We start from the raw sequence: 25,566 nt of genomic DNA on the forward strand, positions 1-25,566 counted from the left end.
ACTAACGCTCCTGGTTGTAGGTGCTGTCAGGACCACTACGGTGATTCCCGGTGGCCTGGCCGTTCGTTTCACTGCCTGCGTTGCGGCCTCGTTGGACGCCGCGCCGCAGGTTGCTCAGCCTGCCCCGGACGTCTTCCGGGGCGCGGGAGACCTGGGGGCCTCCCTGAGGGGTTGTCTCGGCGGCGCCCTCGACCAGGTTGGCCTTGGGTACCCGCCGCGGCAGACCGGATGAGGTCACCCCGCCCGCCTTGGGCTTCCGCAGTGAGGACGCCTGCTGCCAGCGCTCGTCGTTCGCCGAACGCCAGTTGTCGCCGTCGCCCTGCGGAGCCGGGGCCGGTGCCGCAGCGGAAGCCGGTGCCGGGACCGTCGACTCCTGGTTCGCCCGCCGCGCTCCGCCGGTGCCGCCGGTGCCGCCGGCGGTGGACCCGCGGCGCGGGAGTCCGGCGTCAGTGAGCTCGTGGGGGGCGGAGGGGGTCGGTCCCGGACGACCGAAGCCTACGCTGTCCTGCGCGCTCGCGTCAGCGGCCGGGGCGGGCTCCGGTTCCGGGGCGATCGCGGGGTACTGCGCCGGGTAGCCGTTCTGGTAACCGTCCTGCTGCGGCCAGTCGTCCTGGGCCGGCTGGGCGTAGGAGGGGTCCGGGTAGCCGCCGTTCGACGAGAAGCCGTCGCCCTGCGGCAGCCGGTCGTTCGGCTGATAGTACGACTCGTCGTACGCCGGCTGCTGCTGTCCCTCGTACGCGGACTGCTGCCCGTCGCCGTACGCCTGCTGGTCGTATCCGGCGGGCTGCGGCTGATCCGGGTAACCGGCCGGACCGCCGTCGTACCCCTGGCCGTTGTCGTAGCCCTGCGGGGCGGCGAACTCGTCGGTGCTGGGCTGCTCCGATCCGGACAGCGCGGGCTGCGGGCTCTGCGGGTCCAGGGCCGCCCGCCGCTCCTCGCGCATCCGGGAACGGCCGATCGGGTCCAGGCCGCGGATGTCGTCCGGGACCTCGTAGCGGCTGTCGTCGAAGCCGAGTTCCGCCGCGGTGCGCATCGGCTGCTGCTGGCTGAAGTCCTCGCCCGGGTAGTTCTGCTGCGGGATGATCTGGGAGACGGTGAACTCGTCGGGTCCGGCCTGCGCCTCGCCGCCACCACCGCGGGTGATCGCGTCCGGCAGCATGACCAGCGAGGTCGTACCGGCCTGCTCGCCCGAGGGGCGCAGCTGGACGCGGATGCCGTGCCGGTCGGACAGCCGGCCGACCACGAACAGACCCATGCGCTGCGAGATCGCGGCGTCCACGGTCGGCGGGTTGGCCAGCTTGTGGTTGATGTCCGCGAAGTCCTCGGCGGTCAGGCCGATGCCCTTGTCGTGGATCTCGATCATCACGCGGCCGTCGGGGAGACGGGTCGCGGTGACACGGACCTTGGTCTGCGGGGAGGAGAACGTGGTGGCGTTCTCCAGGAGCTCGGCCAGCAGGTGCACGAGGTCGGTCACCGCACGGCCGTGGATCTCGGCCTCGGGGACGCCGGACAGCTCGACACGCTCGTACTGCTCCACCTCGGAGGAGGCGGCGCGGATCACGTCGACCAGCGGCACCGGCTGGTCCCAGCGGCGGCCGGGCTCCTCGCCGGCGAGGACGAGGAGGTTCTCGCCGTTGCGGCGCATACGGGTGGCCAGGTGGTCCAGCTTGAAGAGGTTCTCCAGCTGGTCCGGGTCGGCCTCGTTGTTCTCCAGGCCGGTGAGCAGGGACAGCTGACCCTCGATCAGCGACTGGTTGCGGCGCGAGAGGTTGGTGAAGATCGCGTTGATGTTGCCCCGCAGCAGTGCCTGCTCGGAGGCGAGCCGTACGGCCTCACGGTGGACCTGGTCGAAGGCGCGGGCGACCTCACCGATCTCGTCCGTGGAGGTGATCGGGATCGGGGCGACCCTGGTGTCGACCCGGCCGGGGTCGGTACGGGAGAGCTGGTCGACCAGCGTCGGCAGCCGCTGCTCGGCGATACCGAAGGCGGCGTGGCGCAGCTTGCGCATGGAGCGGCTCATCTGGCGGGCCACCATGCCGGCCAGGATGAACGCGGCGAGCAGGGCGACCACGACGATGCTGCCGGTGACGAAGGTGTCGCGCTGCGCGTCGCCGGCGATGGTGGCCGCCTCGTCCACCGCGGCGTCGGCGAGGTCCGACTCGATCTGGCGGTACCCGTCGAACTTGAGGGTGTTGACCGCCCACCAGTTCTCGGCGGTGATGCCGCGGCCGGCTATCTCGGCGCGGGCGGCCGGGTCGGTGGAGTCGAGGCGTGCGACCTCGGAGACCATCGTGCGCGGGTCGGAGGGCGGCGGGACGTAGTCCGGATCCTGGGCCGCCGCCTCCTTGGCCTGCTCCGCCCCGTCGGCCTTGATCTCCTGCTCGAGCTGGTCCAGCTTGGCCGCGTCGGCCGCGGTGCCACCGCCGATGTACTCCCGGACGGCGATGCCCTCGAGGTAGGCGTAGGAGGAGAGCGCGACGCGCTGGCTGGCGAGCTGGCTGTCGGTGGGACCGGGCTTCACCAGCAGGTGCGTACCGATGGACCGCTGCAGCGACACCGCCGACTTGGTCAGGGAGATCGCGTAGACCGTACGGCCGTAGCTGGTGATGTTGCCGGTGCCCAGGCCGAGTTCGTTGACGAACTGCGTCAGGGGGTGGGCGACCTCGAGATAGCCCTCCTCGGTCTCCACGCCCTTGAGCTTGGAGGTGTACGCGGCCTCGCGCAGCGGCGTCAGCTTGGGCTCGACCTCGCGCAGCAGCTCCAGCCGACGCTGCAGGCCCGGTTTGTCCGGCATGGACTGGGCCGCCACGTCGAAGTCGTCGGCCGCCTCGTCCGTGGCGGCACGGGCCTTGACGACGACCGGGTCGTCCTCGCCCTTGCCCTGCAGCAGCGGGGCCGCGGTGAGATCCCGCTCCAGAAAGAGGGCGTTGGCGTAGGTGAGGGAGGCCTGCACCAGACGCGCGGTGTTCTCCGCGTCCTCGGCCTCCTGCCAGGTGTCGATCGAGCCCTTCACCTGAAAGCCGCCCATGACCAGACCGACCAGCACCGGCACGAGCAGGATCGCGTTCAGCCTGGTCGCCACCCGCCAGTTGCGCGGGGAGAAGCGACCGCTGCTCGGAGCGGGCGGGGCCGTCGGTTCCGCGTCGTGCACGGGGGTGGGCGCCGCTGCGCGCGGCGGCGGGGTGAAGTTGCCCCGGGCCGATGGCTCGGGACTGCTCGTGCTTCGCCTCACTCGACCAACAACCTCTCGGCGGTCGGCACCAACGTTGTGCCGCAGTGTCTCAGAGCCCGGCATGCCAACGACTACTGAGTACGTCTTTGACCAATGGGCAGTTCAGGCATTCCAGCATGCCGACCAGTGCTCTTCCAAACAGCGGACGGAGAGGTTCCGGGGTGATGTGAACCGCAGATAAAACGGTCAAACGGAGCGAGCCCCGCCAAAAGGCGGGGCCTTCGTGCGCATAGGGGAACTGTCCGAACGCGTCGAGTGTCGGCATGGCTCGATTCCTCTGCCGAAACGTTATGAACGCCGGCGCCGGCTGTGTCCTTGGACACGGCCGGCGCCGGCACGTCTACAGCAACTGCCGTATGCAGCTATGGCATTGGCTATCGGAGACGCGCCATCAGCGCGTGCTCGACCAGGGTGATCAGCGCGCTCTTGGCGTCCGAGCGGTGCCGGGCGTCGGTGGTGATGATCGGAGTGTCGGGCCCGATCTGCAGCGCTTCGCGGACTTCCTCCGGCTGGTACGGCTGCTGTCCGTCGAAGCCGTTGAGGGCGACCACGAACGGCAGACCGCTGTTCTCGAAGTAGTCGACCGCGGGGAAGCAGTCGGCCAGTCGACGGGTGTCCACCAGCACGACCGCGCCGATGGCGCCGCGGACCAGGTCGTCCCACATGAACCAGAAGCGGTCCTGGCCGGGTGTACCGAAGAGGTACAGGATCAGGTCCTGGTCCAGGGTGATACGGCCGAAGTCCATGGCCACCGTGGTGGTGGTCTTGCCCCCGGTGTGGGTCAGGTCGTCGATGCCCGCCGAAGCGGACGTCATGACGGCCTCTGTACGCAGGGGGTTGATCTCCGAGACGGCGCCGACGAACGTGGTCTTGCCCACGCCGAAACCGCCCGCCACGACGATCTTGGCGGAAGTGGTGGCACGGCTTTCGGCGACCGCCTCGCCGCTAGAGGTTGCGAAGTCCACTGAGCACCCTTTCGAGCAGTGTCACGTCCGGTGCGCCGGTGTTCTCGTCGCCGCCCGGCTGGTGAACGGCGACGAGACCCGCCTCCGCGAGGTCCGCCACCAGGATCCGGGCAACGCCCAGCGGCATGTTCAGAAGCGCCGAGACCTCGGCGACCGACTTCACCTCACGGCACAGATGGCAGATGCGCTGGTGCTCCGGGAGGAGCCCCATGAGCGCTGCCGGGTCGGCCGTCGTACTGATCAGTGCCTCGATGGCCAGCTGATAGCGGGGCCTGGTCCGGCCACCGGTCATCGCATACGGACGTACCAGTGGCTGGTCGCCCTCGTCCTCGTACGGCTCCGCGTACGGATCATGAGAGGCGGTGGGCGGGGTCATGGGTCCTCCGGACGGGACAGCAAGTCGGTCAGTCAAGCCGTCTGACGAGGCCGGTGGGGGGATTGTGGCGGCCGGACGGTGATTTGGTGAGACGGGTGGTGTCGGGGCCGGTCAGTGGAGCAGACTTCCCTGTAGTTCGGCGCGCAGGTCCGGGGTGAGGACCGCCCCCGCACGGTCGACCAGGAGCGCCATCTCGTAGCCGACGAGGCCGATGTCGCACTCGGGGTGCGCGAGGACGGCCAGTGACGAGCCGTCCGAGACGGACATGAGGAAGAGGAAACCCCGCTCCATCTCGACGACCGTCTGTGCGACGCTGCCACCTTCGAAGATGCGGGAGGCGCCGGCCGTCAGGGAGGTCAGTCCCGAGGCCACGGCCGCGAGCTGGTCCGCGCGATCGCGCGGGAAGCCCTCGGAGAGCGCCAGGAGGAGGCCGTCGGCGGACACGACGACGGTGTGGGACACCCCGGGGGTGTTGTCCACGAAGTTGGTGATCAACCAGTTGAGGTTCTGTGCCGCCTGGCTCATCGGGCTCAACTAACGCTCCTGCTGGTGAGTGGGTCGAGAGAAGCTACCGGTCTGGGTGGACCCGGCCTGACGACCCTGTGCGATACCCCGACGGAGGTTGGTCAGCCGTCCACGCACGTCGTCGGGCGCGCGTGAGACCTGCGGACCACTCTGGTGGGTCTGCTCCTGAGCCGTGCCCGGGACGAGGTTCGCCTTGGGCACCCGGCGCGGAAGGCCGGAGGTGGTGACGCCGCCCGCGGCCGGCTGCCGGACGCGTTCGGCCTGCCGGACCAGCTCGTCGTTGGGCGAGCTGCGCCAGGTGGAGGTGACGGCCCGCTGCGGGCCGGTGGGCCCCTGCGGCTGCTGCTGCGACGGCTGCTGCTGTTGCGGCTGCTGGGCCGGAGCCGGGGGATTGCCCTGCTCCTGTTCCCGGGCACCGTGGAACCAGTTGGTCTCCAGGGTGTCGTAGAGGGGGGTGCGCCCGTCACCGGGGCCGGACGCCGGCGGCAGTGCCCAGGCGTCGCTCGGCGCGCGGCCGTCGCCGGGCCGCTGGGGCGCGGGCTGCTGCGGAGCCGCGGGACGCCGGTCGCCGAAGTCGGCGCCCGTCCTTCCCCGCGGTCCGTTCGGCTGGGGACGCTCGAACTGGCCGGTGGAGGCCGGGTCCGCGAGGTTCGGGCGCTCCGGGAGGGCGTGCCGCGCGGGAGCGCCGCCGTTCCGCTCCGGAGCCGGGTACCGGTCGGCGGAGCCGTTGCCGTAGCCCTGCGGAGCGGCGAACTGGCCGGTGTCGGACGGGTTCTGTCCGCCGTACTGGTCCGAGGGCGTGCCGTAGACGTCGCCGCGGGTGAACTGGGCGTTGTTCGCGTCGGGCCGGGCGTACTGGCCGGTGTTCTGCGGAGCGTCGGCACCGGGGGCGCCGTAGGAGGCGGGCGAGCCGTGGTTCTGCCGGTCGTCGAAGCGGGGCATCTCGGCCGTCGCGCCGGGACCCTGGCGGTCGTCGAACCGCGGCATGGGGCTCGTGCGGGAGACGTCCGGCTCCTCGTGGCCGCGCGGGGCGTCCAGCGGGGCCCGGGGCACCGGCGGCTGGGCGTTCTCGTCGCTCCAGCTGGGCACCCGCGGCTGCTGCTGGTCGCCGCCGGGCAGCTCGGCGCGCGGCCCACCGCGCGGCGGCAGCTGCGGACGACGGCCGCGCTCGGCGTTGACGTTGCTCCGCTGCGGCGGCACGGAACCCCGGCCGCCGAACAAGTCCTGGCCCTGCGCTCCGCCCTGACCCTGTGCTCCGCCCTGACCCGGGGACTGCAGCCCCTGCGGGGCGCCCGGAGCCTGACCGCCGTAGCCGCCACCCGCGCCCGCGGGAGCCGGACGGCCCTGGCCCTGGCCCTGGGCGGAGGGAGGACCACCCTGCTCGAACAGCGACGGCGCCGAAGACCTGCCCGGCTGACCCTGCGGGCCACGTGCCCCGCCCGGGGCACCCGGCCGGCCCTGACCGTCCCGTCCGGGCAGCGCGGCCCGCGGACCCTGGCCGGCGGCGAGCCTGCCACCACCGGGCGCACCGCCACCGAGGGAGCCTGCGCCGGACTGACCGCCACCGGCGGACCGCCGTGCCGCCGCGGCACCGGCCGCGGCCTGGGCGGCGGCGGGGCCGCCGACACCCGGCTGACCGGGATTGCCCTGGGGCTTCTTGCCGCCCTGGGCGACATCGACGGGCAGCATGACCAGCGCGGTCGTACCACCGGAGTCGGACGGGCGGAGCTGGATGCGGATGCCGTGCCGCTGCGACAGCCGACCGACCACGAACAGACCCATGCGGCGGGAGACGGAGACGTCCACGGTGGGCGGCGAGGCGAGCCGCTCGTTGATCGCCGCCAGGTCCTCCGGGGACAGACCGATACCGGTGTCGTGGATCTCGATCAGCACCCGGCCGTCGGGCAGCGCGTGACCGGTGACCTTGACCTTGGTCTGCGGGGAGGAGAACGAGGTCGCGTTCTCCAGCAGCTCGGCGAGCAGGTGCACGAGGTCGTTGACGACCCGGCCGGCCACTTCGGTGGTCGGCACGGCGGTCAGCTCGATGCGCTCGTACTGCTCCACCTCGGACGCGGCGGCACGGAGCACGTCGACCAGCGGGACCGGGCGGGTCCACCGTCGGCCGGGCTCCTCACCGGCGAGGACGAGCAGGTTCTCACCGTTACGGCGCATGCGCGTGGCCAGGTGGTCCAGCTTGAACAGCGAGGACAGCTGGTCCGGGTCGGCCTCGCGGGACTCCAGTTCGGAGATCAGCGACAGCTGGCGCTGGATCAGACCCTGGGAGCGGCGCGAGAGGTTGGTGAACATCGCGTTGACGTTGCCCCGCAGCAGGGCCTGCTCGGCGGCCAGTCGGACCGCCTCGCGGTGCACGTCGTCGAAGGCCGCGGCCACCCGGCCGATCTCGTCCCGGGAGTGCACGCCGACCGACTCCACGGACGTGTCGACGTCCTGCGGGTCGGACTCGGACAGCTGCTTGACCAGCTCGGGCAGGCGTTCCTGGGCGACCTTGGTCGCGGTGTCCTCGAGCCGGCGCAGCGAGCGGATCATGGAGCGGGCCACGACGAAGGCGCCGACCAGCGACACACCGAGCACGATCAGGATCAGCGCACCGGAGATGATCGCGTCGCGCTCGGTGGCGCTGCGCAGCTCACGGGCCTTCTGTTCCATCTCCTCGAGCAGCGTGTGCTCGACGTTCTTCATCTGCTGGATCTTGGTGGAGCTGTCGTCCAGCCAGTCCCGGTAGGACCGCTTGGCCATCGACCCCAGGCCGTCGGCCGACACCAGGGCACGGCCCGCGTACTTGTCGGTGGCCTTGATGGTGGCGTTGCCGTCCTCGATGGGCAGCAGCAGCTCGGTGGCGTTGTCCTCGCCGTAGATGCTCTTGAAGCTGCGCAGCTCGGACTTCTGGCTCTCCAGCGCCGACTCGGCGTAGAGCCGGTCGTTCTCGGAGAGGTCGCCGTAGGTGGTGTTGCCGGCGGGCAGCGCCGCCGCGAGGACCGCGCGCTGGATCGACGCGTACTCCTTGGCGGCGGAGAAGGAGGCCAGGGCGCGGGTGCGCTGGATCATGTCGGGGTTGCTGGTCGCCTCGGCCATGTCCTGGGAGAGGTCGATCAGGTTCTCGATCAGACGGTGGTACCCCTCGACGGTCTGGGTGGAGTTGCCCCCCGACACGTAGGCCGTGTTGCGGATCTTCTCGAGGTCGCCCAGGTCGCCGGCGAGCTGGACCAGGTTGTCGCGGATGCCCTTGAGGTCGCCGTCCCGGCTGGCGTTGTTGATCTCCTCGGAGCTGTCGAGGAAGTTCTTCCGGGCGCGGTCGGTCTTCTCGCGGTGGCCCTTGACCCCGAAGTCGGTGGCCTTGCCGCCGTGCGCCAGCGGACCGGCCGACTGGTCGCGCTCCTCCTGGAGCGCGTGGGCCAGTTCGGTGGCCTCCTGGGTGATGTCCGTCAGCAGCTTCATGTTGTCGAGCTGCTGGATGTCGTCCATCGACTGGCTGATACGCAGGCCGCCCAGTGAGGTGGCCGCGACCACCGGGAGCGCGAGCAGCGACACCAGACGGGTGGAGATGCGCCAGTTGCGCAGGGCCATGCGCGGCCCCGGGCCGTCGGGGCCCTCCGGGGGCTTCGGCGGAACGGGGGGCGTGCCCGCCGGTCCCGCGGGCGAGGCTCCGGGGCGGCCGGGTCGTTCGCCGCCGTCACCGTTCGCGGCCGGGCCCTGGTTCTGGGCGTGCTGGGGCGAGGAGCCGACGGCCCTGGGGCCAGTCCCGCCGTGCTGCTCCGGCTCCGCCGAAGCGCTGCCATCCCTCTTGAAACGTCCCTGCACTAGCGTCGCAACCTCTGGACCAGGCGCCCCTCCGCGCGAACGGCGGGACACGGTGTCGGCGTCATAGGGGCGCCCTGAATACGCCCCCGTGGTGGTCGTGAGTGACCGGCGTGTGTTCCCCCTTGCTCACCGCCACAATGGCGCGTTTGTGCGCCCCCTGTGCGCCGGATCGATAACTGCGGCGGTCCGGGGAATTCCAGCACAGTGCGGGATGCCCCAACAAGGCCCGCGGGTCATGCCGTGACTTGCGTGACGCCGTGTGAGGGGTGGGTGACCGGGCGTAGGAATCGATCTCACGCAAAGGGGTCGAATGGGGCTGATCCGAGGGGGTCCCGGGGGTGTCCCGAGGGTGTCCCAGTCGCGATGATCAGGAGCGGAATAATCCATTCAGGGGGTCAATGTCCGTTTCGGCGGGATGGCGCGCCGGTCCGGTTTGCCTCATTTGGCTGTCGATTCGTGAGCAAACTCACACGGTGATCGTGGCCCCTCGCGACGGTCCGCGGGGAATCAGATGTTTAGCCTGACGCTTTACAGGGATGGCGAAACAGACAACCCGCGTCCGACGGACGGTCCCCGGACCCCGTCGGACGCCCCGTGAACAGGACAGGTTCGAGTAAACAGTGAAGACGACGACGATGTTCCACAAGATCGCCAACCCGCGACGCACGACGCTGGCGCACCTCGACGGCGCCGCCGAACTGCAGACGCCGGTCCACCAGGAGCACGCCGTCGAACTCCCGGCCCAGACCGCCAACCCCAGGCGCACCGTCCTCATGGAGATCCCGGTCGCGGCCGCCACCGCGAACTAGCACCTTCCCCAGTCTTTCCCTGCACCAGTACCGACCAGTGCGCGCGCCGGCCCCGAAACGCTCAGGGCGCACGGGCCCGGCCGGTCCTGTGCCGGTCCCGCGCATCACAGGCGGCGCCCCCTCTTCCGGGGGGCGCCGCCTGTGATGCGCGGGGCGTGCGTGCCCTGCCGCGTTAGCCTGGAGCGTCAGACTCCAGCCAGCTCAGTCAAGGTCAAGGGGCCAAGAATCCCGTGCGCATCGCCAGATTCTCCATCGACGGGAACGTCGCCTTCGGCGCGGTCGAGGGCGACCAGCAGGACGAGCTCGTCCTGGACATCATCAAGGGCATCCCGTTCACGGACTTCGAACTCTCCGGCACCAAGGTCCCGGTGAGCAAGGTCAGGCTGCTGCCCCCGGTGCTCCCCAACAAGGTGGTGGCCTTCGGCCGCAACTACGCCGAACACGCGAGGGAGATGGGCAACGAGGTGCCCGACGCCCCGTTCGCCTTCTTCAAGCCCGCCACCTCGGTGATCGGCCCCGGCGACGACATCCAGTACCCCTCCTTCTCCCAGGAGGTGCACCACGAGGCCGAACTGGCCGTGGTGATCGGCAGGATGTGCCGTGAGGTCCCGCGCGACCGGGTCAAGGACGTGATCTTCGGCTACACCTGCGCCAACGACGTCACCGCCCGCGACGTCCAGCGGCGGGAGAAGCAGTGGGCGCGGGCCAAGGGCTTCGACACCTCCTGCCCGCTCGGCCCCTGGGTGGAGACGGACCTGGACCTCGCCGCCGCCGGCGACCTCACCGTCCAGCTCACGGTCAACGGCGAACAGCGCCAGCTCGGCCGTACCGGCGAGATGATCCACTCCATCGAGGACCTGATCGTCAACATCTCCGAGGCGATGACGCTGCTCCCCGGCGACGTGATCCTCACGGGCACCCCGGCCGGCGTCGGCCCCCTCAACGTCGGCGACGAGGTCGCCGTCACCATCGAAGGCATCGGCACTCTCACCAACAAGGTTGTCAAGCGTGGCTAGCGCACCCGGATCCCCTGTACGCGTCCGTTTCTGTCCCTCCCCGACCGGCAACCCCCACGTGGGCCTGGTCCGCACCGCCCTGTTCAACTGGGCGTTCGCCAAGCACCACCAGGGCACGCTGGTCTTCCGCATCGAGGACACCGACGCGGCCCGCGACTCCGAGGAGTCCTACGCCCAGCTCCTCGACTCGATGCGCTGGCTCGGCTTCGACTGGGACGAGGGCCCCGAGATCGGCGGCCCGCACGCCCCCTACCGCCAGTCGCAGCGCATGGACATCTACGCCGACGTCGCCGCCAAGCTCCTCGAGGCCGGCCACGCCTACCGCTGCTACTGCTCCCAGGAGGAGCTGGACACCCGCCGCGAGGCCGCCCGCGCCGCCGGCAAGCCCTCCGGCTACGACGGCCACTGCCGCGACCTCACCGATGCCCGGGTCGAGGAGTACAAGGCCCAGGGCCGCGAGCCGATCGTCCGCTTCCGCATGCCCGACGAGACGATCACCTTCACCGACCTCGTCCGCGGCGAGCTGACCTTCACCCCGGAGAACGTCCCGGACTACGGCATCGTCCGCGCCAACGGCGCCCCGCTGTACACGCTGGTCAACCCGGTCGACGACGCCCTGATGGAGATCACCCACGTCCTGCGCGGCGAGGACCTGCTCTCCTCCACCCCACGCCAGATCGCCCTGTACAAGGCGCTGACCGAACTCGGCATCGCGAAGCAGACCCCGGCCTTCGGCCACCTGCCCTACGTGATGGGCGAGGGCAACAAGAAGCTCTCCAAGCGCGACCCCCAGGCCTCGCTCAACCTCTACCGCGAGCGCGGCTTCCTCCCCGAGGGCCTGCTCAACTACCTCTCCCTGCTGGGCTGGTCGCTCTCCGCCGACCAGGACATCTTCACCATCGACGAGATGGTCGCCGCCTTCGACGTCGCCGACGTGCAGCCGAACCCGGCCCGCTTCGACCTGAAGAAGTGCGAGGCGATCAACGCCGACCACATCCGCCTGCTGGAGGTGAAGGACTTCACCGAGCGCTGCCGCCCCTGGCTGAAGGCGCCCGTCGCCCCCTGGGCCCCGGAGGCCTTCGACGAGGCCAAGTGGCAGGCCATCGCCCCGCACGCGCAGACCCGCCTGAAGGTGCTGTCGGAGATCACCGACAACGTCGACTTCCTGTTCCTGCCGGAGCCGGTCTTCGACGAGGCGAGCTGGAACAAGGCCATGAAGGAAGGCAGCGACGCCCTCCTCCGCACCGCCCGAGAGAAGCTGGACGCGGCCGACTGGACGTCCCCCGAGTCCCTGAAGGAGGCCGTCCTGGCCGCCGGCGAGGCCCACGGCCTCAAGCTCGGCAAGGCCCAGGCCCCGGTCCGCGTCGCTGTCACCGGCCGCACGGTCGGCCTGCCTCTCTTCGAGTCCCTCGAGGTCCTGGGCAAGGAGCAGACCCTGACCCGCATCGACGCGGCCCTGGCGAAGCTCGCCGGGTGATCCGGTCCGACGACAGGTGAGGGGCGGCGCCCGGAGCATCCGGGCGCCGCCCCTCACCGTTCTTGGGTACGGTCGGTCCCATGGCGATCCGAGCCGTCGTCTGGGACGTGGACGACACACTTTTCGACTACACCTCCGCCGACCGCGAGGGGATGCGGGCGCACCTGCTGGCCGAGGAGCTGCTGGCCGGGTACGCCTCCGTGGAGGAGGCGCTGGTGCGGTGGCGGGAGGTGACCGACCTCCAGTGGGCCCGGTTCGCCGCCGGCGAGGTCGACTTCGAGACGCAGCGGCGCGACCGCACCCGGATCTTCCTGGGGCGCGAGCTGACCGACGACGAGGCCGACGACTGGTTCCGGCGCTACCTGGTGCACTACGAGGCGGCCTGGTCGCTGTTCCCGGACGTCCTGCCGGTCCTCGACGCGCTCGCCGCCAGCCACCGGCACGCGGTGCTGTCCAACTCCAGCGTCTACGTCCAGGACCGCAAGCTGCGCGTGCTCGGCGTCCACGACCGCTTCGAGGCCATCCTGTGCGCCGCCGAGCTGGGCGTTTCCAAACCCGAGGCCCGCGCCTTCCTGGCGGCCTGCGAGGCCCTGGCACTGCCTCCCGACCAGGTGGCGTACGTGGGCGACCACCCGGAGATCGACGGCCGGGGCGCGGCGGAGGCCGGTTTGCTGTCGGTGTGGATCGACCGGGGCGGTGCGTACGCGACCCTGGAGCCGCCCGTCGGGCCGCGCAGGATCGCCTCCCTCGGTGAACTCCCCGCGATCCTCGGCGCGGATACCCGTTTTGGAGCCGGGTCCGGCATCGGGTAATGTTCTTCCTGCGCCGCGGGGGACCGGGCCGGAAGGCCACCAACCTCAAGCGCACTGCTAGAACAATGACCCTCCGGGGCTTGCGTTCCAGTGGCCTATGGTGTAATTGGCAGCACGACTGATTCTGGTTCAGTTAGTCTTGGTTCGAGTCCAGGTAGGCCAGCTCGCAGAGCTCATCTGCACTTGCGGATCTCATCCGCGAAGCCCCCGTTGTGTAGCGGCCTAGCACGCTGCCCTCTCAAGGCAGTAGCGCCGGTTCGAATCCGGTCGGGGGTACAGATCCATCCCGCGAGGGCGGCCGGGTAGCGCCCACTGTCCTCACGGTGAAACCATCCGGCTCCGGCCGGGTGAGGATCGCCAGGGCCCCCGTTGTGTAGCGGCCTAGCACGCCGCCCTCTCAAGGCGGTAGCGCCGGTTCGAATCCGGTCGGGGGTACTGAACTGGTCTAAACCATCATTGGTCTATGGTGTAATTGGCAGCACGACTGATTCTGGTTCAGTTAGTCTTGGTTCGAGTCCAGGTAGACCAGCTCGGACCTGCGGAAACGCAGAGTCCACGCCCCCGTTGTGTAGCGGCCTAGCACGCCGCCCTCTCAAGGCGGTAGCGCCGGTTCGAATCCGGTCGGGGGTACACAGGAAGACAGAAGGAAGGCCCTCCACCTCGGTGGGGGGCCTTTTGACGTCCGCGTACCGAGGTGCGCGGACACGAGCCCGGGGGAGGGCCCACCGCGGCGTTGAGGCGGGCCCTCCCCGAGGGGCGGGAATGGGGTCAGGAGCGGCGCAGCGCCTCGGAGAGGCGGGCCGCGGAGTCGATGACGGCCTGGGCGTGCATACGGCCCGGGTGACGGGTCAGGCGCTCGATGGGCCCCGACACCGAGACGGCGGCCACCACGCGGTTCGACGGGCCGCGCACCGGCGCGGAGACGGAGGCGACGCCGGGCTCGCGCTCCCCGATCGACTGCGCCCAGCCGCGGCGCCTGACACCCGACAGGGCCGTCGCCGTGAAACGGGCGCCCTGCAGACCGCGGTGCAGTCGCTCCGGCTCCTCCCAGGCCATCAGGATCTGCGCGGAGGAGCCGGCCTTCATCGTGAGCGTGGAACCCACCGGGACCGTGTCCCGCAGGCCCGACAAACGCTCCGCCGCGGCGACGCAGATGCGCATGTCGCCCTGCCGGCGATAGAGCTGGGCGCTCTCGCCGGTCACGTCGCGGAGATGGGTGAGCACCGGGCCCGCCGTGGCGAGCAGACGGTCCTCGCCCGCCGCCGCGGCCAGTTCGGCCATGCGCGGGCCGAGGATGAACCGGCCCTGCATGTCTCGCGCCACCAGACGGTGGTGTTCCAGTGCCACGGCCAGGCGGTGGGCCGTGGGTCGTGCCAGTCCGGTCGCACCGACCAACCCCGCGAGGGTGGCCGGGCCGGACTCCAGAGCGCTCAGGACGAGGGCCGCCTTGTCCAGAACGCCGACGCCGCTACTGTTGTCCATGCAACGATACTCGCGTCTCACTCTGTGAAACGCAAGTTCAATTTTCGGTGGAACGCGCCACCCTGGGTGGGACGCGGCCCGTAATCCACGGGGCCGGCACAGATGCCCGAGAACAGCGGTGAGCGAGCCGGAGGGACGCCCCGGAGGCGAGCGAACCAAAAAAGGGGAAAGCGATGGGTAGGACACTCGCGGAGAAGGTCTGGGACGACCATGTCGTCCGGCGCGCCGAGGGCGAGCCCGACCTCCTCTTCATCGATCTGCACCTGCTGCACGAGGTGACCAGCCCGCAGGCCTTCGACGGTCTGCGCAAGAGCGGCCGCGGGGTGCGGCGGCTCGATCTGACCATCGCGACCGAGGACCACAACACCCCGACCCTGGACATCGACAAGCCCATCGCCGACCCGGTCTCCCGCGTCCAGCTGGAGACGCTGCGGGCGAACTGCGCGGAGTTCGGTGTCCGGCTGCACTCGCTGGGCGACGTGGAGCAGGGCGTCGTGCACGTGGTGGGGCCGCAGCTGGGGCTGACCCAGCCCGGCATGACCGTGGTCTGCGGGGACTCGCACACCTCCACGCACGGCGCGTTCGGCGGCCTGGCCTTCGGCATCGGCACCTCCCAGGTCGAGCACGTGCTGGCCACCCAGACCCTGCCGATGACCCGCCCCAAGACCATGGCGATCACCGTCGAGGGCGAACTGCCCGACGGCGTCACGGCCAAGGACCTGATCCTGGCGGTCATCGCGAAGATCGGCACCGGCGGCGGCCAGGGCTACGTCCTGGAGTACCGCGGCGAGGCCATCGAGAAGCTCTCGATGGAAGCCCGGATGACCATCTGCAACATGTCGATCGAGGCCGGCGCCCGCGCGGGCATGATCGCCCCCGACGAGACCACGTTCGCCTACCTTGAGGGCCGCCCGCACGCTCCCCAGGGCGAGGACTGGGACGCGGCCGTGGCCTACTGGAAGACGCTGCGCACCGACCAGGACGCCGAGTTCGACGCCGAGGTCGTCATCGACGCCGCCGAACTGTCGCCGTTCGTCACCTGGGGCACCAACCCCGGCCAGGGCGCTCCGCTGTCGGCCGCCGTGCCCGACCCCGCCTCGTACGAAGACGCCTCGGAGCGCCTGGCCGCCGAAAAGGCCCTGGAATACATGGGGTTGACAGCCGGCCAGCCGCTGCGCTCCATCGGCGTGGACACCGTCTTCGTAGGCTCCTGCACCAACGGCCGGATCGAGGACCTGCGCGCCGCCGCCGACATCGTCAAGGGCCGCAAAGTCGCCGACGGCGTACGGATGCTGGTCGTCCCCGGCTCCGCCCGGGTGGGCCTGCAGGCCGTCTCCGAGGGCCTGGACGTGGTCTTCAAGGAGGCGGGTGCCGAGTGGCGGCACGCGGGCTGCTCGATGTGCCTGGGCATGAACCCCGACCAGCTCGCCCCCGGCGAGCGCTCCGCCTCCACCTCCAACCGCAACTTCGAGGGCCGGCAGGGCAAGGGCGGCCGCACCCACCTGGTCTCCCCCCAGGTCGCCGCCGCCACCGCGGTCCTCGGCCACCTGGCCTCCCCCGCCGACCTCGCCGCCGAAACCCCCGCGCCCGCTGGAGTCTGATCAGTCATGGAAGCCTTCACCACCCACACCGGCCGGGCCGTCCCGCTGCGCCGCAGCAACGTCGACACCGACCAGATCATCCCCGCCCACTGGCTCAAGAAGGTGACCCGGGACGGGTTCGAGGACGGGCTGTTCGAGGCCTGGCGCAAGGACCCCGAGTTCGTCCTCAACCGCCCCGAGCGCCAGGGCGCCACCGTGCTGGTCGCCGGCCCCGACTTCGGCACCGGCTCCTCCCGTGAGCACGCCGTCTGGGCCCTGCAGAACTACGGCTTCAAAACCGTGATCTCCTCCCGCTTCGCCGACATCTTCCGCGGCAACTCGCTGAAGAACGGCCTGCTCACCGTGGTCCTCGACCAGCAGACCGTGGACGCGCTGTGGGAGCTGACGGAAGCCGACCCCACCACCGAGATCACCGTCGACCTCCAGGCCCGCGAGGTGCGCGCCGAGGGCATCACCGCCGCCTTCGAGCTCGACGAGAACTCCCGCTGGCGGCTGCTGAACGGGCTCGACGACATCTCCATCACGCTGCAGAACGAGGCGGACATCGCCGCGTACGAGGCGAAGCGCCCGTCGTACAAGCCGCAGACGATCACGACCCCGGCCGCCTGACGCGAAGTCCTCGCGGCAGGTCGACTTTCGGCCACCCCGACCCCCCTCCGTACCCCCGATCGGGCCGATCGGGGGTACGGCCGTGTCTGCACCCGTTCGGCCCCGCGCGTCCTCTTGAGGCCTTGCAACTTCCCACGTTATGAAGGTGGTTGCCGGGGTACACGTGTCACGTGCGCGTGATCTCCGAGTGTGCTCGGACCGCCGTCTGAGGCGGCAGTTGCCCCCTGCGCAGGCGACAACTTGCCCCAGATGGCACAATCTGTGCATGGAACGCGACGGCCAACTCGAGCTCTACACGCTGGTCGCGGCCCGGCTCAAAGAAGCGCATGCAGAAGTGCGCGCACTGCAAGTACCGGAGGGCGTACGGATGGCGCTGACCCGGAAGCTGCTGGTCATTACGGCCGCGGCCAAGCACGATCTCGCCAACGCGGCAAGGCGGCTGGAACTGTTCATCGCGGACCTCGACGAGGGTCGATTCCCCGACGAGGAACGCTGAATCAGTCAAGGCAGCCGAGCTCATTGCGGCACAAGGGTGATAAGCCCGTTTCGTGTTTGATTTGCGGTATATATCTGCCTAACGTGCGAAAATGCTTGAACGGATTCGTTCGGGCGATGTCTCCGAAGGGGAAGACGTGAACAAGGCGCAGCTCGTAGAAGCGATTGCCGACAAGATGGGCGGCCGACAGCAGGCCGCCGACGCCGTCGACGCGGTCCTCGACGCCATCGTCCGCGCCGTGGTCGCGGGGGACCGGGTCTCCGTCACCGGTTTCGGTTCGTTCGAGAAGGTCGACCGTCCGGCCCGCTACGCCCGCAACCCCCAGACCGGCGAGCGGGTCCGGGTCAAGAAGACGTCGGTGCCGCGCTTCCGTGCGGGACAGGGGTTCAAGGACCTGGTGAGCGGCTCGAAGAAGCTGCCGCGCGGTGGTGAGGTCGCCGTCAAGAAGGCGCCCAAGGGCAGCCTGTCCGGCGGGGTTTCGGCGACGGTGAAGAAGGCCGCCGCCAAGAAGACCGCGAAGGCGGCCGTCGGGAAGAAGGTCGCCGCCAAGAAGACGACGGCGAAGAAGGCGGCCGCCAAGAAGGCCCCGGCGAAGAAGACCACCACCAAACAGGCCGCGCCGGCCGCCAAGACCGCCGCGGCGAAGAAGGCGGCCGCCAAGAAGGCCCCGGCGAAGAAGGTCACGGCCACCAAGGCGCCCGCCAAGAAGACCACCGCACGCAAGACCACCGCCAAGAAGACCACCGCCCGCAAGAAGTAACGGCGGCCGAGAGGTACTCACGCGCCGGGCCGGACTCCGTCACGGAGCCCGGCCCGCGGTGTGTCCGGCGCCCCGCCGTGCTCCGCGGCGGGTCAGAACGTGTGGAGCGTCACCAGCGTGATCCGCCGGGCCTCGCCCTCGCCCTGGGTCTCGACGCGCACCCGCTGCCCGGGGCGCAGCAGCCTGAGGCCCCCGGCGTCGAAAGCCCGCGCGTCGAAGGGCACCGGTGTGCCGTCGTCCAGCAGCACCTGGCCGCTGCGGCTTTCGGGGTCGTAGGTGTACGCGGTCGCCTGCATGCCGGCAGCCTACTGCCCTGCGATCAGCAACCGCGCGGTGGCGGCCGCCGTGCGGGGCCCCACGCCCAGCGCCAGCGCCGCCCGCAGATCGTCGCCCGTGTCCACGTCCTGCCGTACGGAATCCACCGCGTCGAGGCAGAGTTCGACGGCTCCGAACGCCCGGTGCCGGGCCCGGGAGCCGGGGCCGAAGGAAGGGCGCAATTCCTCGTTCGGTGCCGCGGAGAGCAACGTGGTGCCGACGGCCGCGGCGTCGGAGAGGAATGCGCGCGGGAATACGGCGGCCCCGTCGAGGACGCGGGCCAATTCGGCCGGGCGCAGCGCCGGGAGATCGGCGTTGAGGGCCGCCACGGGGCCCGCGCCCCGGAAGGCCCGCACGGCGCCGGCCGCGTGCGCGAGTGCCGCGTTCAGGCCGCCGCCCGGTTCGTCGGAGACGATGCGGGCGCCGAGCGCGGCCAGCTCGCGGCCGGCCAGGGCGTCGCCCGTGACGACCACCACGTCGCGCACGGCGCGGCAGGCCAGCGCGGCCGCGACCGTGTCCTGCGCGAAGGCCAGGGCCAGCCCCGGACGCACCGTGTCGTCCGCGGCGTCCGCGAGCCTGCTCTTGGCCTCGGCCAGTGGTTTCAGGGGTACCACCAGGGTCCACTGCACGCGTGTTACGTCCCTCTCTTGTCGTCGCCATTGTCCCCCGTGGCACCCGGTGGCCAGGGGGGCGGGGCGTACGGTGTTCTCGACAGACCGGCGGCCCGGGGCGACACTTGTGCGGCCCGCCTGGCCCCCCGGTTCCAGGACTTAGAGGAAGGTGTCCCTGTGCCGCGCCGCAGAATCGGCTTTTGGTACCGCTTCGCCGCGGTTCTCTGTAAACCACCGCTGGTGGTTCTGCTCAAGCGGGACTGGCGCGGAATGGATAACATTCCGGCCAAGGGCGGTTTTATCACCGCGGTGAACCACAATTCGCACATCGACCCCTTTGCCTATGCGCACTTCCAGTACAACACCGGGCGCGTTCCGCGATTCCTGGCGAAGAGCGGTCTTTTCAAGAAGGGATTCGTCGGGGCCGCGATGCGGGGCACCGGACAGATTCCCGTCTACCGGGAAAGCACGGACGCGCTCAGCGCCTTCCGGGCCGCGATCGACGCGGTGGAGCGCGGTGAGTGCGTCGCCTTCTACCCCGAGGGCACCCTCACCCGCGATCCGCACGGCTGGCCCATGACCGGCAAGACCGGTGCCGCGCGAGTGGCCCTGCAGACCAAGTGCCCCGTCATCCCGGTCGCGCAGTGGGGCGCCAACGAGGTGCTGCCGCCGTACGCCACCAAGCCCAGCTTCTTCCCGCGCAAGACCCACCGCGTGCTGGCCGGACCGCCCGTGGACCTGGACCGCTTCTACGACCGGGAGATGACCCCGGAACTGCTCAAGGAGGCAACCGAGGTCATCATGGCGGCGGTGACCCGTCTGCTGGAGGAGATCCGCGGGGAGAAGGCCCCCGAGGTGCCCTACGACCCGCGCCGCGAGCGCTCGGAGCAGGGCCGCAAGACCCGGGCCCAGACCCGGCCGAGGCGACGGGAGGGGTCGCCTGAGCACGGATCGCCGGAGGACCGGCGGCAGGAGGAGCACAGGCCCGGCGAACGGGCCGCCGCGCGGGAAGAGGGGCTGGGCAAGTGAGCAAACCGGTCAAGGCCGCCGTCTTCGGCACCGGATCGTGGGGCACGGCCTTCGGGATGGTGCTCGCCGACGCGGGATGCGAGGTCGTGCTGTGGGCACGGCGCCCCGAACTCGTGGAAGCGGTCAACTCCACCCGTACCAACCCCGACTACCTGCCCGGTGTGGAACTCCCGGAGAACCTGCGGGCCACCACCGACGCCGCCGAGGCCGCCCGCGACGCCGACTTCACCGTCCTCGCGGTCCCCTCGCAGACGCTGCGCGGCAACCTCGCCGGGTGGAAACCGCTGCTCGCCCCGGACACGGTCCTGGTGTCGCTGATGAAGGGCGTCGAACTCGGCTCCGCCATGCGGATGAGCGAGGTGATCGAGGACGTCGCCGGAGCCGGCGCCGACCGGATCGCCGTGGTCACCGGGCCCAACCTCGCCCGGGAGATCGCCGCCCGGATGCCGGCCGCCGCAGTCGTCGCCTGCACCGACGAGGCCGTGGCCCAGCGGCTCCAGGCCGCCTGCCACACTCCGTACTTCCGCCCGTACACCAACACCGACGTCGTCGGCTGCGAACTGGGCGGCGCGGTGAAGAACGTGATCGGGCTGGCCGTCGGCATCGCGGACGGCATGGGGCTCGGCGACAACGCCAAGGGCTCGCTCATCACCCGCGGGCTCGCCGAGACCACCCGGCTCGGCGCGGCGCTCGGCGCGGACCCGCTGACCTTCGCCGGACTCGCCGGCCTGGGCGACCTGGTGGCCACCTGCTCCTCACCGCTCTCGCGCAACCACACCTTCGGCACCAACCTCGGCAAGGGGCTGACCCTGCAGGAGACCATCGCGGTCACCAAGCAGACCGCCGAGGGCGTCAAGTCCTGCGAGTCGGTGCTGGACCTGGCCCGCCGGCACGGCGTCGACATGCCGCTCACCGAGACGGTCGTCGGCATCGTGCACGAGGGCAAGCCCCCGGTGGTCGCCGTCAAGGAGCTGATGTCGCGCAGCGCGAAACCCGAGCGACGCTGAGCGACGTCGAGCGACCACGGGCGGCGTCCTTGCGACGGAGGCGCGGGTGACCCTCCGTTTGCCGCGTCGCGGGCGCTTCATCGTGGCTGTACCACCGGGTACTCTCATCGCCATATGAGCACCGAGAACCTTCCCCAGAGCCCCGAGCAGCCGCCTCGCAAGCCGCGTGTGGCCGTTGTGTTCGGCGGGCGCAGCTCCGAGCACGGGATCTCCGTGGTCACCGCCGGCGCCGTCCTCAAGGCCATCGACCGGACCAAGTACGAGGTCCTGCCGATCGGCATCACCCAGGACGGCCGGTGGGCGCTCACTGCCGACGATCCGGACCGCATGGCCATCGTCGACCGTCGGCAGCCCAGTGTGGACCAGCTCGCCGACTCGACCGAGGGCGCGGTGGTGCTCCCCCTCGATCCCGGCAACCGTGAAGTCGTCTACAGCGAGCCCGGTTCGGTGCCCAAGGCGCTCGGCGAGGTCGACGTCGTCTTCCCGGTGCTGCACGGCCCCTACGGGGAGGACGGCACCCTGCAGGGCCTCCTGGAGCTCTCCGGCGTCCCCTACGTGGGCTCCGGCGTACTGGCCTCGGCCGTCGGCCAGGACAAGGAGTACATGAAGCGGGTGTTCACCTCCTTCGGGCTGAAGGTCGGCCCGTACGTGGTGATCCGGCCGCGCGAATGGGAGCGCGACGAGTCCGCCGCCCGCAAGAGGATCATCGATTTCGCCGGTGAGCACGGCTGGCCGCTGTTCGTGAAGCCCGCACGGGCGGGCTCCTCGATCGGCATCACCAAGGTCGACGACCTCTCCGGCCTGGACGAGGCGATCGCCGAGGCCCAGCGGCACGACCCGAAGATCCTGGTGGAGGCGGCCCTGCGCGGCCGTGAGATCGAGTGCGGTGTGCTGGAGTTCGAGGACGGTCCGCGTGCCTCGGTCCCCGCCGAGATCCCGCCCCCCGACGCGCACGCCTACTACGACTTCGAGGCCAAGTACATCGACTCCACGCCCGGCCTGGTGCCCGCACCGCTGACCGACGAGGAGACGGCCGAGGTGCGCAGGCTGGCGGTGGAGGCGTTCGAGGCGGGCGGCTGTGAGGGGCTGGTGCGCGCGGACTTCTTCCTCACCGAGGACGGCGAGTTCGTGATCAACGAGATCAACACGATGCCCGGCTTCACGCCCATCTCGATGTACCCGAAGATGTGGCAGGCCGCCGGCGTCGAGTACTCGGAGCTGGTGGACCTGCTGGTGCGGGCGGCGCTCCGCCGCCCGACCGGACTGCGCTGAGCCCCAGCCGGCCCCGGACCGGTGACGGCAGACCCTAGAAGGCGATCCCCTCGGGGATCGCCTTCTTGACGGCCGGGGCGAGATCGATCAGTACGCCCGTGCTGTCCCGTCCGTCGGTCACCCGCACCTCGACATAGGCTTCACGGCCGGCGGTCGTGAAGCGGTACGTCTCGTCGTCCTGCTGTTCCATCAGCCAGTTGACGCCGTTCACGCCCCCCGCCATCGCGTCCGGGTCGTTGCCGTTCGCCACCTTGGGATCGATCATCTTCGGCGGCTGCCCCACACCGCACCGCAGTATGATCGCCACGCCGCCCCAGCCCGCGGTCAGTTCGGACGCGGGTTCGGGATCGTCGCGATTCTCACCGTCCACCGTCGCCGGCAGGTCCTTGTCCAGGTTCCGGCACAGCTCGGTGACCTTCGCGCCCGGGCTGGGAACCGCAGTCGACGCGCTGTCGTCTGCTGAGGAACAGCCCACGACGGTGATCAGCACGGCGGCGGAGAGTGCGGGCAGGACTGCGTGACGGTGACGGAAGGAGCTCACCGGCACAGGGTAGACGGGGGCTACAGATGGACGACCGGGCAGGTCAGGGTGCGGGTGATGCCGTCCACCTGCTGGACTTTCGCGACCACCATGCGCCCCAGGTCGTCGACGGTGTCGGCTTGGGCGCGCACGATGACGTCATAGGGTCCGGTCACGTCCTCGGCCTGGATGACTCCGGGGATCTTGCCGATCAGATCGGCGACGGTCGACGCCTTGCCGACCTCCGTCTGGATCAGGATGTACGCCTGTACCACGAAACCTCCAGAGCGGCCACGAGGATCATGTGGGGAAAAGGAACGCCACGGTATCGCGTCGCCGCTCTTCGCGGGGAGACCCGCGGGACCCGGACCCCGCGCGCCGGGGCCCGGACCGGACAGAAACTGGACAGAAGGTGACGGTCACTTCGACCGTAGCGAGGACACAGACGACTCGCGACCGGGCACGGAACCGGGAACGGACAGGGAAAGAAGGGGAGCTGGGGAAATGAAGGGCACTGTTGGTGAGCTCGGGGAGTTCGGGCTCATCAGGGAGCTCACCTCCCGTCTCACCACCACGCCGGCGGTCCGGGTCGGCCCGGGCGACGACGCCGCGGTGGTCGCCGCACCCGACCGCAGGGTCGTGGCCAGCACCGACATCCTGTTGGAGGGCCGTCACTTCCGCCGCGACTGGTCCACGGCCTACGACGTCGGCCGCAAGGCCGCCGCCCAGAACCTCGCCGACATCGCCGCCATGGGCGCCGTACCGACCGCGCTGCTGCTCGGCCTGGTCGTCCCCGCGGAACTGCCGGTGACCTGGCCCTCGGAACTGATGGACGGCCTGCGCGACGAGTGCCAGGTCGCGGGTGCCGCGGTGGTCGGCGGGGACGTCGTCCGCGGTGACACGATCATGGTCTCGATCACCGCGCTCGGCGACCTGCGCAACCAGGAGGCGGTGACCCGGGGCGGCGCACAGCCCGGCGACCTCGTCGCGGTGACCGGCTGGCTCGGCTGGTCCGCGGCCGGACACGCGGTGCTCTCACGCGGCTTCCGCTCGCCGCGCGCCTTCGTCGAGGCGCACCGCCGCCCCGAACCGCCGTACCACGCGGGCCCGGCGGCCGCGGGGCTGGGCGCGACGGCGATGTGCGACGTGAGCGACGGACTGATCGCCGACCTCGGGCACATCGCCGAGGCCAGCAAGGTGCGCATCGACATCCGTTCCGGGGCGATCGACATCCCCTCCCAGATGAACGACATCGGGCAGGCCGTCGGTGTCGACCCGATGCAGTGGGTGCTGACCGGGGGAGAGGACCACGCGATCGTGGCCACCTTCCCGCCGGACGTGAAACTGCCCGCCCGCTGGAAGGTGATAGGCGAGGTGCTCAACCCCTCGGCGCTGCCCCAGGTGACGGTCGACGGGGCCCCCTGGACCGCTCAGGCCGGCTGGGACCACTTCGGGGGCATCGAGTCATGAGCTCCGGGACGGCTCCACCGAGGGTGCTGACCGTGGCCGGCTCGGACTCCGGCGGGGGCGCGGGAATCCAGGCCGACCTGAAGACGATGCTCGCGCTGGGCACGCACGGCATGAGCGTGATCACCGCGGTGACCGCGCAGAACTCCCTGGGTGTGCAGGGCGCCTGGCCGCTGCCGGTGGAGGCGGTACGGGCCCAGTACCGCAGCGTCGTCGACGACATCGGCGTCCAGGCGGTCAAGACCGGCATGCTGGCCTCCGCCGAACTCGTCGAGACGGTGGCCGATCTGATCTCCGGGACCCGGGCGCCGGTGGTCGTCGACCCGGTCGGAGTCTCCAAGCACGGGGACGCGCTGCTGGCGTCCTCCGCGCTGGACTCCGTACGGACGAAGCTGCTGCCGGTCGCGACCGTGGCCACGCCGAACCTGGACGAAGTGGCGCAACTCACCGGTGTGCGGGTGGAGTCGGAGCAGGACTTCCGCCGGGCCGCGGAGGCGCTGCTGGCGTTCGGGCCGCGGTGGGTCGTGATCAAGGGCGGTCACCTCGCCGGGGACACGGGCGAGGCCGTCGACCTGCTGACGGACGGTTCGCAGGAGCACTGGCTGCGCGCCCCGAGGTACGACAACCGGCACACCCACGGCACGGGCTGCACCCTCGCCTCGGCGATCGCCGCACACCTGGCGAAGGGCAGGCCGGTTCCGGCGGCGGTGACGGCCGCCAAGGAGTACGTCACGGGGGCGATCGCGGCCGGGTTCGCGCTGGGCGGCGGAATCGGGCCGGTGGATCACGGATGGGTGCTGACGCGGTCCGACACGGGCTGAGGGCGTCCGCCCGGCAGACGTACGTGCGGGAGGCGTCCGCCCGGGCACGGCAAAAAGCCGGTCCACTTCGGGTGGACCGGCTCAGTGCGGTGGACCAGCTGTGGCCGCGCGCTCAGTGAGAGCGTCAGCGCGAGACCTTGCCGGCCTTGATGCACGAGGTGCAAGCGTTCACGCGCTTCGGCGTCCCGCCCACCACGGTACGCACGCGCTGGATGTTCGGGTTCCAGCGACGGGGCGTACGGCGGTGCGAGTGCGAGATGTTGTTGCCGAAGCCCGGCCCCTTGCCGCAGACGTCGCAGTTGGCAGCCACGGGTCACTCCAAAGACTTCAGATGCACTTACGGTTGATCCCGGCACGGCCGGAATCAGGATGCCGGAGCTCCAGGAGCCCTTGGGAATCTGAGTGGCTTTGCCAGGGAGAGGCCCGATTCGGATCGGGCAACCGGAGCAGCATACAACGGCTGCACCAGCAGAACGAAACTACCATGGCAGCTCAGGGGCCCGTCCCGGCCCGCTTCCGCCTCCCGGCACCCCAAGGTCTACGCT

The 25,566-nt window shown here is 70.6% G+C and carries 24 protein-coding genes and 5 tRNA genes; 18 read left to right on the plus strand and 11 right to left on the minus strand.

Annotated elements, in window-relative coordinates:
* Position 1 precedes the first annotated feature (1 nt).
* The 5 genes from JL475_RS05975 to JL475_RS05995 form a co-directional block, all read right to left on the minus strand.
* Entirely contained in the window at positions 2–3,232 is a 3,231-nt protein-coding gene (locus tag JL475_RS05975) for a nitrate- and nitrite sensing domain-containing protein (RefSeq protein ID WP_202276131.1), read from the minus strand.
* Between the two features lie 374 nt (positions 3,233–3,606).
* Positions 3,607–4,197 (minus strand): ATP/GTP-binding protein, encoded by a 591-nt coding sequence (locus JL475_RS05980; RefSeq protein ID WP_202276134.1) that lies wholly within the window; start codon positions 4,195–4,197, stop codon positions 3,607–3,609.
* Positions 4,178–4,573, minus strand: a complete 396-nt coding sequence (locus JL475_RS05985; protein ID WP_109381170.1) for a DUF742 domain-containing protein — start codon at positions 4,571–4,573, stop codon at positions 4,178–4,180. Before JL475_RS05985 ends, JL475_RS05980 begins: the two co-directional genes overlap by 20 nt.
* A 111-nt stretch (positions 4,574–4,684) precedes the next feature.
* The gene (locus JL475_RS05990) at positions 4,685–5,098 is read right to left on the minus strand and encodes a roadblock/LC7 domain-containing protein (RefSeq protein WP_030216565.1); all 414 of its coding nucleotides are present in this window, start codon (positions 5,096–5,098) and stop codon (positions 4,685–4,687) included.
* Between the two features lie 9 nt (positions 5,099–5,107).
* Positions 5,108–8,917 carry a nitrate- and nitrite sensing domain-containing protein gene (locus tag JL475_RS05995; RefSeq protein WP_202276136.1) on the minus strand — a complete coding sequence of 1,270 codons (3,810 nt, stop codon included), beginning with the start codon at positions 8,915–8,917 and terminating at the stop codon, positions 5,108–5,110.
* 620 nt (positions 8,918–9,537) lie between these two features.
* On the opposite strand from JL475_RS05995, the gene JL475_RS06000 reads away from it, so the two are divergent.
* The 9 genes from JL475_RS06000 to JL475_RS06040 all read left to right on the plus strand — a co-directional run bounded on the left by JL475_RS06000 (position 9,538) and on the right by JL475_RS06040 (position 13,661).
* The gene (locus tag JL475_RS06000) at positions 9,538–9,726 is read left to right on the plus strand and encodes a hypothetical protein (RefSeq protein ID WP_202276376.1); all 189 of its coding nucleotides are present in this window, start codon (positions 9,538–9,540) and stop codon (positions 9,724–9,726) included.
* Between the two features lie 230 nt (positions 9,727–9,956).
* Positions 9,957–10,742 carry a fumarylacetoacetate hydrolase family protein gene (locus JL475_RS06005; RefSeq protein WP_202276138.1) on the plus strand — a complete coding sequence of 262 codons (786 nt, stop codon included), beginning with the start codon at positions 9,957–9,959 and terminating at the stop codon, positions 10,740–10,742.
* A complete protein-coding gene (gltX, locus tag JL475_RS06010; RefSeq protein WP_202276151.1) occupies positions 10,735–12,219 on the plus strand; it encodes a glutamate--tRNA ligase in 1,485 nt (494 codons plus the stop codon). The genes JL475_RS06005 and gltX overlap by 8 nt, the downstream gene beginning before the upstream one ends.
* Before the next feature lie 80 nt (positions 12,220–12,299).
* The gene (locus JL475_RS06015; RefSeq protein ID WP_202276153.1) at positions 12,300–13,031 is read left to right on the plus strand and encodes an HAD family hydrolase; all 732 of its coding nucleotides are present in this window, start codon (positions 12,300–12,302) and stop codon (positions 13,029–13,031) included.
* 91 nt (positions 13,032–13,122) lie between these two features.
* A tRNA-Gln gene (locus JL475_RS06020) sits at positions 13,123–13,194 on the plus strand.
* Positions 13,195–13,234: 40 nt separating this feature from the next.
* A tRNA-Glu gene (locus JL475_RS06025) sits at positions 13,235–13,307 on the plus strand.
* Between the two features lie 86 nt (positions 13,308–13,393).
* A tRNA-Glu gene (locus JL475_RS06030) sits at positions 13,394–13,466 on the plus strand.
* A 22-nt stretch (positions 13,467–13,488) separates the two neighbouring features.
* Positions 13,489–13,560, plus strand: a tRNA-Gln gene (locus tag JL475_RS06035).
* Positions 13,561–13,588: 28 nt separating this feature from the next.
* Positions 13,589–13,661, plus strand: a tRNA-Glu gene (locus JL475_RS06040).
* Between the two features lie 138 nt (positions 13,662–13,799).
* On the opposite strand, the gene ndgR is transcribed toward JL475_RS06040, so the two are convergent.
* A complete protein-coding gene (gene ndgR / locus JL475_RS06045; RefSeq protein WP_109381164.1) occupies positions 13,800–14,513 on the minus strand; it encodes an IclR family transcriptional regulator NdgR in 714 nt (237 codons plus the stop codon).
* Between the two features lie 173 nt (positions 14,514–14,686).
* On the opposite strand from ndgR, the gene leuC reads away from it, so the two are divergent.
* From leuC to JL475_RS06065, 4 genes are all read left to right on the plus strand, one after another.
* Positions 14,687–16,114: a 3-isopropylmalate dehydratase large subunit gene (leuC, locus tag JL475_RS06050; protein WP_202276155.1), complete on the plus strand. Its 1,428-nt coding sequence runs from the start codon at positions 14,687–14,689 to the stop codon at positions 16,112–16,114.
* Between the two features lie 6 nt (positions 16,115–16,120).
* The gene (gene leuD, locus JL475_RS06055; protein ID WP_202276157.1) at positions 16,121–16,723 is read left to right on the plus strand and encodes a 3-isopropylmalate dehydratase small subunit; all 603 of its coding nucleotides are present in this window, start codon (positions 16,121–16,123) and stop codon (positions 16,721–16,723) included.
* A 265-nt stretch (positions 16,724–16,988) separates the two neighbouring features.
* Positions 16,989–17,219 (plus strand): hypothetical protein, encoded by a 231-nt coding sequence (locus JL475_RS06060; RefSeq protein WP_202276159.1) that lies wholly within the window; start codon positions 16,989–16,991, stop codon positions 17,217–17,219.
* 136 nt (positions 17,220–17,355) lie between these two features.
* Entirely contained in the window at positions 17,356–17,979 is a 624-nt protein-coding gene (locus JL475_RS06065; RefSeq protein ID WP_202276161.1) for an HU family DNA-binding protein, read from the plus strand.
* Positions 17,980–18,071: 92 nt separating this feature from the next.
* Here the strand turns inward: JL475_RS06065 and JL475_RS06070 are convergent, their stop codons facing one another.
* Both JL475_RS06070 and cofC read right to left on the minus strand, forming a co-directional pair.
* The gene (locus tag JL475_RS06070) at positions 18,072–18,275 is read right to left on the minus strand and encodes a hypothetical protein (protein WP_202276163.1); all 204 of its coding nucleotides are present in this window, start codon (positions 18,273–18,275) and stop codon (positions 18,072–18,074) included.
* A 9-nt stretch (positions 18,276–18,284) separates the two neighbouring features.
* Positions 18,285–18,923 (minus strand): 2-phospho-L-lactate guanylyltransferase, encoded by a 639-nt coding sequence (gene cofC / locus JL475_RS06075; protein ID WP_202276166.1) that lies wholly within the window; start codon positions 18,921–18,923, stop codon positions 18,285–18,287.
* A 159-nt stretch (positions 18,924–19,082) separates the two neighbouring features.
* Between cofC and JL475_RS06080 the strand changes: the two genes are divergently transcribed.
* From JL475_RS06080 to JL475_RS06090, 3 genes are all read left to right on the plus strand, one after another.
* Entirely contained in the window at positions 19,083–19,934 is an 852-nt protein-coding gene (locus tag JL475_RS06080) for a 1-acyl-sn-glycerol-3-phosphate acyltransferase (protein WP_202276168.1), read from the plus strand.
* Positions 19,931–20,941: an NAD(P)H-dependent glycerol-3-phosphate dehydrogenase gene (locus tag JL475_RS06085; RefSeq protein WP_202276170.1), complete on the plus strand. Its 1,011-nt coding sequence runs from the start codon at positions 19,931–19,933 to the stop codon at positions 20,939–20,941. The genes JL475_RS06080 and JL475_RS06085 overlap by 4 nt, the downstream gene beginning before the upstream one ends.
* 114 nt (positions 20,942–21,055) lie before the next feature.
* Positions 21,056–22,213 carry a D-alanine--D-alanine ligase family protein gene (locus JL475_RS06090; protein WP_202276172.1) on the plus strand — a complete coding sequence of 386 codons (1,158 nt, stop codon included), beginning with the start codon at positions 21,056–21,058 and terminating at the stop codon, positions 22,211–22,213.
* 34 nt (positions 22,214–22,247) lie between these two features.
* Here JL475_RS06090 and JL475_RS06095 read toward each other — a convergent pair whose 3' ends face one another.
* Both JL475_RS06095 and JL475_RS06100 read right to left on the minus strand, forming a co-directional pair.
* Complete coding sequence (locus JL475_RS06095) at positions 22,248–22,754, minus strand: DUF3515 domain-containing protein (RefSeq protein WP_202276174.1); 507 nt, start codon at positions 22,752–22,754, stop codon at positions 22,248–22,250.
* Between the two features lie 20 nt (positions 22,755–22,774).
* Positions 22,775–23,008, minus strand: a complete 234-nt coding sequence (locus tag JL475_RS06100) for an Lrp/AsnC family transcriptional regulator (protein WP_052579718.1) — start codon at positions 23,006–23,008, stop codon at positions 22,775–22,777.
* Between the two features lie 229 nt (positions 23,009–23,237).
* On the opposite strand from JL475_RS06100, the gene JL475_RS06105 reads away from it, so the two are divergent.
* Positions 23,238–24,203 (plus strand): thiamine-phosphate kinase, encoded by a 966-nt coding sequence (locus tag JL475_RS06105; RefSeq protein WP_202276176.1) that lies wholly within the window; start codon positions 23,238–23,240, stop codon positions 24,201–24,203.
* Positions 24,200–25,021 carry a bifunctional hydroxymethylpyrimidine kinase/phosphomethylpyrimidine kinase gene (gene thiD, locus JL475_RS06110; protein WP_202276178.1) on the plus strand — a complete coding sequence of 274 codons (822 nt, stop codon included), beginning with the start codon at positions 24,200–24,202 and terminating at the stop codon, positions 25,019–25,021. The genes JL475_RS06105 and thiD overlap by 4 nt, the downstream gene beginning before the upstream one ends.
* Before the next feature lie 124 nt (positions 25,022–25,145).
* Here the strand turns inward: thiD and rpmB are convergent, their stop codons facing one another.
* Positions 25,146–25,331 (minus strand): 50S ribosomal protein L28, encoded by a 186-nt coding sequence (rpmB, locus tag JL475_RS06115; protein ID WP_004924906.1) that lies wholly within the window; start codon positions 25,329–25,331, stop codon positions 25,146–25,148.
* Positions 25,332–25,566 lie beyond the last annotated feature (235 nt).

It is taken from the genome of Streptomyces sp. M2CJ-2, from assembly GCF_016757295.1.
Classification (GTDB): domain Bacteria; phylum Actinomycetota; class Actinomycetes; order Streptomycetales; family Streptomycetaceae; genus Streptomyces.

Excerpts from the sequence above, each read along its gene's own strand:
- JL475_RS05985 (WP_109381170.1), bottom strand. The coding sequence starts at position 4,573 with ATGACCCCGCCCACCGCCTCTCATGATCCGTACGCGGAGCCGTACGAG.
- JL475_RS05990 (WP_030216565.1), bottom strand. The coding sequence starts at position 5,098 with ATGAGCCAGGCGGCACAGAACCTCAACTGGTTGATCACCAACTTCGTG.
- JL475_RS06015 (WP_202276153.1), top strand. The coding sequence starts at position 12,300 with ATGGCGATCCGAGCCGTCGTCTGGGACGTGGACGACACACTTTTCGAC.
- ndgR (WP_109381164.1), bottom strand. The coding sequence starts at position 14,513 with ATGGACAACAGTAGCGGCGTCGGCGTTCTGGACAAGGCGGCCCTCGTC.
- leuC (WP_202276155.1), top strand. The coding sequence starts at position 14,687 with ATGGGTAGGACACTCGCGGAGAAGGTCTGGGACGACCATGTCGTCCGG.
- leuD (WP_202276157.1), top strand. The coding sequence starts at position 16,121 with ATGGAAGCCTTCACCACCCACACCGGCCGGGCCGTCCCGCTGCGCCGC.
- JL475_RS06060 (WP_202276159.1), top strand. The coding sequence starts at position 16,989 with ATGGAACGCGACGGCCAACTCGAGCTCTACACGCTGGTCGCGGCCCGG.
- JL475_RS06070 (WP_202276163.1), bottom strand. The coding sequence starts at position 18,275 with ATGCAGGCGACCGCGTACACCTACGACCCCGAAAGCCGCAGCGGCCAG.
- JL475_RS06090 (WP_202276172.1), top strand. The coding sequence starts at position 21,056 with ATGAGCACCGAGAACCTTCCCCAGAGCCCCGAGCAGCCGCCTCGCAAG.
- JL475_RS06105 (WP_202276176.1), top strand. The coding sequence starts at position 23,238 with ATGAAGGGCACTGTTGGTGAGCTCGGGGAGTTCGGGCTCATCAGGGAG.
- thiD (WP_202276178.1), top strand. The coding sequence starts at position 24,200 with ATGAGCTCCGGGACGGCTCCACCGAGGGTGCTGACCGTGGCCGGCTCG.